The 3,252-nt window shown below is 65.8% G+C and carries 2 protein-coding genes; both read left to right on the forward strand.

All coding sequences use genetic code 11. From position 1 onward, the window contains the following. Positions 1 to 813, forward strand: an 813-nt coding sequence (locus MOV75_RS32060) for a cation transporter dimerization domain-containing protein (protein WP_309486986.1), incomplete at its 5' end; no start/stop codon positions are given. A 240-nt stretch (positions 814 to 1,053) separates the two neighbouring features. Continuing rightward, positions 1,054 to 3,252, forward strand: a 2,199-nt coding sequence (locus MOV75_RS32065) for a histidine kinase dimerization/phospho-acceptor domain-containing protein (RefSeq protein WP_247007324.1), incomplete at its 3' end; no start/stop codon positions are given.

Below are 3,252 nucleotides of genomic sequence, written 5' to 3' on the forward strand. Positions count from 1 at the left end.
ATGATCGCCCTGCTCGGCCTGCGCATGGCCGGCTCGACCGTGCAGACGCTGGTCGACCGCGCCCCCGAGGGTGCGCACGAGAAGGCCACAGCCGCGATCCGGAGCGTGGCCGGCGTGATCGATATCGAGCGGTTGCGGGTGCGCATGGTCGGGGCGACCACGTTCATCGACACCATCGCGAAGGTGCCGCGGACCTATCCGATCGACCGGGTCGAGGACATCAAGCGCAACGCGCAGACCGCCGTCACCAAGGCGTTCGGCGATGCCGACCTCACTTTTGCTGCGGTGCCGGTCGCGCGCGACAACGAGACCGTGCGCGACCGCATCATGGTGATCGCGCGCAATTCCGGGCTCGCCATCCACCATGTCACGGTGCACGATCTCGGCGCCAAGCTGATCGTCAGCATCGACCTCGAGGTCGACGGCGGAATGCAGCTCGACGCCGCCCATGACGTCGCCAACACGCTGGAGCGTAACATCCAGGTGGAGTTCGGCGACGACGTCGAGGTCGACGTCCATATCGAGCCATTGGAACCGGAACTGCCGTTCGGGGTCGATGCCACGCCGGAACGGGTGCGGACCATCGCCGCCGCGCTGACGGAATATGCCGCCGACGGCGAGATCCACGACATCCATAATGTCCGCGTCCGCAACACCGATGCCGGCGAGATCGTCAATTTCCACTGCCGGGCCACGCCGTCGATGAGCGTGATCAAGGTGCACGAGCATGTCGACGCGGTCGAGCGCGCGCTGCGGCGCGCGTTCCCGAGCGTGAAGCGCGTGATCAGTCACGCTGAGCCGCCGCGCGCGTGACGAGGCGCACGAGACGAAGAATGTGCGAGGAGTCACACGTTCTCGTTTCGGACTCCTCGCGTCCGTGAGTTTGCGGGCGCACGACGCGCAAACTGCGCGTTGGATAAGAATAATTTCGCGTTAACGATTCGTTGACTCTCGACAGCCCGCGAAAACTGGATTCAAATCGCTGTGATTCGGAAGCGATGTGGGGCTGCTTCCGGACTTCAGTTGCAAGCTGGTTTTCAGGGGGCCGAAGGCATGTCGCGTGCAGACGCCGCGAACGCGTGCGTCCAATCCGATTCGATCAAAGGATTGGCGCAATCGATCGCGAAACCTGCCTATCATCGGCTCTTGATCGCAGAGCCGGCGCTTCGTCGCGCCGTGCCGACGCTCATCATCGCATTCCTGATCACGATCTGCCTCGGCGCGTTCGTGCAGGTCGTCGATCAGACGCGTCAGAAGCGGATGGTGATCCGCCACGACATCTCAGCGCTCGCCGATCTGCTCGCCGAACGCATCGACCGCCTCACCTCCGTGCGGCAGGAGCGGCTCAAGAACATCGAGAGCCTGCCGGCACTGCTGCCCGATCTGATCCCGACCTGGGGCACGGCCACGGGCCGCCACGTCATCGTCACCTCGGCCGGCATCGACCGCCGCGTTCTCGCCCGCATCCCGATCGACAGCGACCCTTCAGGCAACGACCGCCTGCTCGATGCCATCACCACGGCGCAACTGCTCGCGGCGCCGACGCGCGACGGCAACATCTCCGACATGACGCTGCCGAGCGGCAACGCCGCGATGGCGACCTCGCGGCAGATCAAGTCGATGCCCGGCTTCGTCACCGTGATCCAAGAGCGCAACGAGCCGATCTGGGGTTCGGACGCCGCGCTCTCGGTGACGCTGTCGGCGACCACCGGCTTCGTCGTCCTGATCCTCGGCTTCGCCTTCCACTGGCAGTCCACCCGCGCCCGCGAGGGCGACCTCATCAACGACGCCGTGCGCGGCCGGATCGACACCGCGCTCAACCGCGGCCGCTGCGGCCTGTGGGACTGGGACCTGTCGCGCGGCCGGATCTTCTGGTCGCAGTCGATGTTCTCGATGCTCGGCCTGGACGGCCGCCACGAGCTTCTCACCTTCGGCGAGGTCAACGCGCTGGTGAAGTCCGACGACATCGACCTGTTCGCGATCGCCGACCAGCTCATCTCCGAGAAGATCGACCACATCGACCAGACCTTCCGCATGCAGCATGTCGACGGCCATTGGATCTGGCTCCGCGTCCGCTGCGAAAAGACACGCGGGGCCACCGATTCCAGCGTGCACCTGATCGGGATCGCCGTCGACATCACCGAGCAGAAGAGCCTCGCCGAGCGCACCGTCGAAGCCGACCTCCGCCTGCGCGACGCCATCGAGACCATTCCGGAAGCCTTCGTGCTGTGGGACGCGAGCGACCGCCTGGTGCTCTGCAACTCGCACTTCCAGCGCCTGCACAAGCTGCCCGACAGCGCCGTCATTCCCGGCACCTCCTACGAGACCGTGCTCGAGGTCGGCCGCATGCCGGAGGTCCGCACCCGCCACAACGAGACCGCGAGCCAAGGCCCGGGCGCGCGCACCTTCGAAGCCCAGCTCGACGACGGCAGCTGGCTGCACATCAGCGAGCGCCGCACCAAGGACGGCGGCTACGTCTCGGTCGGTACCGACATCACCCGCATCAAGGAGCACGAGCAGAAGCTGGTCGACAACGATCTGCGCCTGCGGGCCACCGTCATCGACCTCAAGCGTTCGCAGGCCGCGCTGGAGCGCCAGGCGGTTGAGCTCGCCGATCTCGCCGAGAAGTACCAGCGCGAGAAGACCCGCGCCGAGGAGGCCAACCAGACCAAGTCGAAGTTCCTCGCCAATATGAGCCACGAGCTGCGCACGCCGCTCAACGCCATCATCGGCTTCTCCGAGATCATGGGCTCGGGCATGTTCGGCGAACTCGGCAGCGAAAAGTACCAGGAATACTGCCAGGACATCCTGACCAGCGGCCACTACCTGCTGGAGGTCATCAACGACATCCTCGACATGTCCAAGATCGAGGCCGGCCGCATGAAGCTCGACCTGGAAGAGCTCGACCTGGCGCAGACGCTGGCGGAATCCCTGCGGGTCGTCACCGGCCGCGCCCAGGACAAGCACCTGACACTCGACGCCGACATCGCAAAATCCATCTCCGTCGTCGCCGACCGCCGCGCCACCAAGCAGATCATCGTCAATCTGCTCTCCAACGCCGTGAAGTTCACGCCCGACGGCGGACGCATCGTGGTGCGCAGCCGGCAGCTCGACGACAGGATCGTGCTGATGATCGCCGACACCGGCATCGGCATCGCGCCGCATTCGCTGGCACGGCTCGGCCGCCCGTTCGAGCAGGTGGAGAGCCAGCTCACCAAGACCTATCACGGCTCGGGCCTGGGCCTCGCGATC

The organism is Bradyrhizobium sp. PRIMUS42 (assembly GCF_023006515.1).
Lineage (GTDB): Bacteria > Pseudomonadota > Alphaproteobacteria > Rhizobiales > Xanthobacteraceae > Bradyrhizobium.